Source organism: Nocardioides sp. P5_C9_2, assembly GCF_054049555.1.
Genome location: NZ_JBFUMD010000202.1, coordinates 1 through 6,352 on the forward strand (window position 1 = coordinate 1; position 6,352 = coordinate 6,352).

At 64.3% G+C, this 6,352-nt stretch carries 3 protein-coding genes; all 3 read right to left on the bottom strand.

Features of this window, described 5'->3' with window-relative positions; genetic code table 11:
• Nucleotides 1–194: 194 nt before the first annotated feature.
• The 3 genes from ACXJKL_RS11570 to ACXJKL_RS11580 are packed head-to-tail and all read right to left on the bottom strand — an operon-like array spanning nucleotide 195 to nucleotide 6,267.
• A complete protein-coding gene (locus ACXJKL_RS11570) occupies nucleotides 195–3,542 on the bottom strand; it encodes a type I restriction endonuclease subunit R (protein WP_457207198.1) in 3,348 nt (1,115 codons plus the stop codon).
• The gene (locus ACXJKL_RS11575; RefSeq protein ID WP_457207196.1) at nucleotides 3,542–4,720 is read right to left on the bottom strand and encodes a hypothetical protein; all 1,179 of its coding nucleotides are present in this window, start codon (nucleotides 4,718–4,720) and stop codon (nucleotides 3,542–3,544) included. The genes ACXJKL_RS11570 and ACXJKL_RS11575 overlap by 1 nt, the downstream gene beginning before the upstream one ends.
• Nucleotides 4,717–6,267, bottom strand: a complete 1,551-nt coding sequence (locus ACXJKL_RS11580; protein ID WP_457207197.1) for a type I restriction-modification system subunit M — start codon at nucleotides 6,265–6,267, stop codon at nucleotides 4,717–4,719. The genes ACXJKL_RS11575 and ACXJKL_RS11580 overlap by 4 nt, the downstream gene beginning before the upstream one ends.
• Nucleotides 6,268–6,352: the final 85 nt, after the last annotated feature.

Here is a 6,352-nt window from a genome sequence, read left to right on the forward strand (position 1 = left end):
CCGCACGACTGGGGGTTCACCGACCTGACGAAGGACCAGGCCAAGGAGATCGACGCCCGCCACCTGCTGGCGGCACGGACGGACGGCAGCACGGTCAGCGACGAGGCCGCCTGACTCAAGGCCGGTTCATCAGTGCACGGGCACTGCGCTTGATCCTTGACAACTCAACAGCGATACCGGGCGCAGCCTCGAACTCAGTGGTGGTCGGCGGGCAGGCCACCTTCACGCGGGTTCAACTCGAGTTGCTCTGCAACGTGCCGGGCGAAGTCGGGATCGGCGTGAATGCGTGCGACGACGTCGTCGGCGATCCGATTCACGTCGATAGGTCCAGAGAACTCGGCCGGCAGGTCCTGCGGGAACTGGACGTCGACTCGTCCGTCGTACGCGCTCTCGCCGTTGTCACCGTATGCCGTGAGCACGTGATCCATGACGAGCTGCACCTTCGAGGTGAAGATGTCTACCGTGTACGGCGTCTCTGGCAGACCCTGGTCAAGGACCCGCCGGATCGTGCTGTCCACGTCGTTCTTGACGTCGACCTTTCGGCGCCAGTCCTGAACGAGCTTGTCGTGCAGGTGCTCCAAGAGCTTCTTGGCGCTGGCCTTCACCGTCTCGCGCTCCTCGCCTGTCAGCACCGGGTCAGGCTGGGTCAGCAGGTCGAAGATCGCGAGTTCTTCCTCGGTCAGACCCTCACGGGCGGATCGTTCCTCTTCCTCCGTGAGGGTTTGGGAGAGCTCGATGAGGCGTCGCAGGTACTCGTCGATGTTCACACTGCCGGCGTTGTAGTCATCGATCAGCTGCTCGATCCGCTCGACAAGTTCGTACCTGGTTGGGTTGCGCACGGCAGCGCTGATGGCTTGCTGGCGGAGCAACTGCGCCAACCGGTCGGTTTCGGCTCGCTCTCGGCCCGCGAACCTAGCTGCCAAGCCCTCGAAGTCGATCTGTGACAGATCGATCAGGGGGTCCGGCTTGGTCCCCTCAGCGGCTGCCCGGATGACGTACTCCTCGGCGCCCACCGACCGGTCGAGCAAGGCGTCGACCGCATCCGTGACGGCGCCGATGTCGGCCTCGGGCGGGCGCGTGACCTGCGCGATGCGTTCGGCGATCACCCGGATCGCGGCGACGTTTCGCTGCTGCGCGGCGGCTGTCGGATCGGGGAGCAGGGCCTTGAAGAGCTTGCGTACCTGACGGGCCTTCTGCTGGAAGTCGGTGCGGGTCTCCTCGTCCACCAGCAAGGCCTCGACGGCGGCGTCGCGCTTGGCGACGTGGTCGAACCCCTCGGCGTCGCGCATCGCCGCCAGGTCCACCCCAACGCCGGAGCAGAACTCGAACACCTCTGCCACGGCTGCGTCGAGCTCACCCGCGAGCGCGTCGATGATCTCGATCGGCGACGCACCGGCCTCAGCGGCTCCGTAGATCGCGAGGGCCTTCTCCAGGTTCCTGAAGACGCCAACGTAGTCGACGATCAGGCCGTTGTCCTTCTCCGGGAAGACACGGTTGGCCCGGGCGATGGTCTGCATCAGGGTGTGATTGCGCATCGGCCGGTCGAGGTAGACGGTCGAGACGCTGGGAGCGTCGAATCCGGTCATCCACATGGCGCAGACGAACACCAACCGCAACGGATCCTCGGCGTCCTTGAACTTCTCGGCGAGGTCCTCGCGGATCACCCGCTCGCGGTGCGGCCGGATGTCGAGTCCGAGGTCGTCGAGGATCTTGAGTTCGTTCTGGCTCTGCGAAACCACGACCGCCATGTCGGTGGTTTTCATCAGCTCAATCCGCGAGGCCAGCCAGGGCCGTTCCAGCTCGGGGAGCGCGTCGTGCTCAGCCTTCAACTCGGTGAGGTGCTCGGCCCAGGCGTCCTGGACCAGGTTGTACATACGCACGGCGGCGGCCTTGTCGAGCCCGACGTACATCGCCTTGCCGCTGAAGCCCCGGCCGACGAAGTGAGCGACGAGATCCTTCGCGATGGTCTTCAGCCGCTCTGGGCGCGTCAGGAGGGTGTACTGAGTGCCGAAGGCGCGTGCCAGCTGTCCCTCGGCGTCCTCGTCGAGCTCTGCTTCCTCAAGTAGGGCGTTGAGCTCGTCGGAGAAGTTCTCGTTCACCAGCTGGAGCTCGGGGATGCGGTTCTCGTAGTAAAGCGGGACCGTCGCGCCGTCCTCGATCGCGTCGCGAAAGTTGTAGACGCTGACGTAGTCGCCGAACTGCTCGCGGGTCGCCTGTTCCTCGCCTGCGATCAGCGGGGTGCCGGTGAAGCCCATCATCGAGGCGTTGGGTAGGGCCGTGCGCATGTTGAGGGCAAGCGTGTCGTACTGGCTGCGGTGCGCCTCGTCGGTGATGACGATGACATCGGCACGATCTGAGAGCACCGGCATCTGCCGCTCCCCCAGCGCCTTGGACGGCTGGAACTTGTGAATCAACGTGAACACGTACCGATGATCGGCAGCCAGCAGCTCGCGCAGATGGGTGCCGGACTCCGCGTGCACCCGCGCCTCTGGTGAGATCGCTCCGGCATCGGCGAACTCTCCGTGCAGTTGGGTGTCGAGCTCGGTGCGGTCGGTGACCATGACAAAGGTCCACTTGCCAGGCACCTGACGCAGCACCTTCTGGGTGAACCACAACATCGACAGCGACTTACCCGAACCTTGCGTGTGCCAGAAGACACCGAGGCGCTTGTCCTGCTCGGCACGCGCCCGGTGAAGGTTCTCGATCGCCGCATTGACCCCGAGGTACTGGTGCGAGCGCGCTAGCACCTTGATCAAGCCGCCGGGGCGCTCCATGTACGCGACGAAGTTTTCGAGCAGGTCAAGCAACGCTACCGGGTCACAGGTGCCGCGCAGAGCCGTCTCCAAAGCCACCACGCCGCGGGTTCCGTGAGCGTCGATGACCTTCCAGTCGTTGAAGAACTCCCACGGCGAGTACGTCGACCCGACCTTGGCGTGACTGCCGTTGGACAGCAGTACGAGGCAGTTCGGGATGAACAGTTGCGGGATGGTGTCGCGGTAGTCGGACAGGTTGTTGTCGTACGCCGACTTGACCGACTCGTTGGGCTCCTTGAACTCCATCAGCACCAACGGGACGCCGTTGACGAAGAGCGCAGCATCGAGGCGTCGGCTGTGGAGGGTGCCCTTGACCCACATCTGCTGCACGGCCAGCAAGTCGTTGTTCGCGGGTTCGCTGAGATCTAAGTAGCGCAGTGTCTCGATCTGCTTCGCGCCGCTGTCGTCGGTCCACTCGGCTCGGTAACCGTCACGGAGCAGGTCGTGGACCTCACGGTTGGCGCGGGCCGGGTCCATCACGGTCCGGTCCTTCGTCAGCGTCTCGATGGCCTCGTCGATCGACGCGTAGGGGACGTATTCAGCGTTGAGCTTGCGCATTGCGTACCGCAGCCGGTGGGTGAGTACTACGTCGTGCTGGGAGTCGCGACCGAGCGTTCCCTCCGACCCGAGGATCTCGTGGAACGCGTCAACCGGCGTCCAGCCGAGCTCCGCCAACAACTCCATGCTGGGCTTCTCCACGTACAGGTACTCCGCCCCGGTCGGCACCATCACGCAACCCGGCTTTCGATCAACCCATCCAAGTCAAGCGTGGACACGTCGATCTGGCCGGTGACGAGCCTCGGCAGCAGTAGGTCGCGCAACTCTGCGAGCTTCTCGCTTTGGAGCGAGAGAACGGCAGCCTGCGACCCGAATGGATCGACCAGCGCTTGGAAAGACTCCAGCAGGCTCGCGGGCGGGATGACGAATGGCCTCGCGTACGCGCTCTCGCGGCTGAGCCCAGGGACAGCGGCGTGTGAGTTGCTGAACTTCGTGCGGCGCAACTGTTCGGCAACGAATCTCAATGGCAGGTCGGTGTCCACGAAGTATGCCGTGTCAATCGGCCAGCATGGGCCCTCGACCCAGTGAACGCTTCCGACATTGCCCTTGCGTCCAACCACGATCGCAGGCCCATCGACGAGTGACGCATCATGCCAACCGACAACTCCCGCGGAACTGACGACAGCCACGTCGCCGCCCCGCCTAGCGTCCGCTTTGAGGGCCTTGCCGTACTTGAGTTCAAGAACATCACCAACGGTGCCCGCCGTCCAGCCATCGGGAATGGGCCCGAGGGCGGAGTCGACGAGGGGGACGTCTTCATGTGCGGGGTAACGGAGGTCCACGAACCACTCGCGGTAGATGGCCCGCGCCATCTTGTCCAACACCTCGACGCGCCGCCGGTTGTTCTCGATCAAGTCAGCGATGATGTCGAAGATCGCTCCGATTCTGACCTGCGTCTCCTTGTCGGGCAGGCGAAAAGGGAACGCGCCGAGGACCTTGGCGCTCGCGTTTGGCTGGGCCGCGCCGCCCGCGTTCTGTTGGACCCATCGCTTGTAGTCATTCGACTCCACAACGGCCCCGACAAAACTCGGGGCCGCCTCAGGCACAAGTCTGAAGCGCACCAGATAGGAGGCGAACACTGCTTGCGGATGCGTCCGAATGCGCTTGGCGTGGCCGACAGTCGCCCCCGTCCGCGCCACGACAATGTCGTTGCTCGCGAGTTCGTACCTTCGCAGGTTCTTCCCGTCGATGGGACAACCTGGCACTCCCGACCAATCGAGGTGCGTTTGTGCGATGTCGGTTATGCGGAGGAACCGAGGCAGGGCGGGATCGTGTGAAGCCGAGGCCGTGTATCCGTAGTCCACCCTCTCGGAGACGTCGGCAAGGGTCACATCGCGCCACCCGCTCATGCGTCGAGAATCCCTTGGACGGCGGCATCGACCTTCACGCGGAGAACGTCGGCCCGGTCGCTCAGCATTGTGAACTCCTCGTACAGCGCTTCGAGGTCGCCCATGAAGTCGACGTCGCTTTCGTCCACGGCAGCGGTGCCGGTGTAGCGGCCGGGGTTGAGACTCCAGCCCTGCGCCTCGATCTCGGCACGAGTCGCGACCCTGCATAGACCGCCAACGTCGACGTACTTCCCATCGGGGAAGTTCTCCTTGAGAAGAACTGCACTCCCATCGACGGTCTCGACGTCCTCTCCTCGATAGAGCCGCACGATGTTGGCAAGGAACTCGATCTGGTCGGGCGTGAAGTCGCGGTGGGCGCGGTCAATCTGCCTGAAGGTGTTCCGGGCGTCGAGGAACAGCACGGTGTCCGCGCGCGGCCCACCAACCTTGGCCTTGTCGAGGAACCACAGTGTCACCGGCAGCGTGACGGTGTAGAAGAAGTTGGGGCCGATGGCCACCATGACGTCGACGGTCCCGGACTCGATCAGCTGTTTGCGGATCTCTTTCTCCGAGTGGCCGGCGTCTCCAGCGGAGTTCGCCATGACGAAGCCGGCGCGGCCGTTCGGGGAGAGGGCCGCGTAGAACTGCTGGATCCACAGGAAGTTGCCGTTGTCGGCCTTCGGCAGGCCGAACGGGAAGCGCTTGTCGCCGGCCAGCTGTTCCTTCTTGATCTTGTCAACGTTGAACGGCGGGTTGGCCATCACGTAGTCGAAGGCAGCGACTGCACTGTGCGGGTCTTCGTAGTAGCTGTTGGCCTGGCGGATGTCACCCGAGAGCCCGTGGAGGGCCAGGTTCATCTTGGCCAACGGAACGGTGTCGTCGGTCTTCTCCGCCCCAAATACGGACAGCTTGCGGCTGGCCGACTCGTGGTGACGCTCAACGAACTTCGCGCACTGAACGAACATGCCGCCAGAGCCGCAAGCCGGGTCGAAGACGCGGCCCTGGAAGGGCTGCAGGATCTCGACGATGAGGCGGACGATGGAGTAGGGCGTGAAGTACTCACCACCGCCCTTGCCCTCTTGGGCAGCGAAGTTCGACAGGAAATCTTCGTAAATGAAGCCAAAGGCGTCGCCCTCGAGCTGGGTGGGCAGCGGCGCAAAGAGACGCAGCAGCTCGATTAGGGTCGAGCGCTCCAGCTTCTGGTAACCGCGCGGCAGGATGTCCTTGAGCTCGGAGTTGGCTTCCTCGATGGCCTTGATCGCCTCGTCGGTGGCCCTGCCGACGTCTGCACCTTCGGGCAGATCGACAAGGCTCGACAGCCGTGACTCGGCGGGGACATACAGAACGGACTTCGCCTTGTAGTCGGCGATCGTCGCCGGGTTGCGGGCGCTGGCCTTGGCTTCGACCTCGCCACGCACTGCCTCGAAGCGATTCTCGGCGTACGCAAGGAAGACCAGGCCGAGAACCGGGTCTCGGTACTGCCCCGGGGTCAGCTTCGAGTTGGCGCGAAGTTCGTCGGCCGCGGCCCATAGGGTCGCGCGCACCTTGGCCAAGTCAGTCGCTTTCACAGGGGGAGGCTATCCGCGGCTCCCGAAACCTCGCGCTGGAACCGCCGAAGTGCGGCAGAACCGACCAGCCACCGCGGCCGCGACG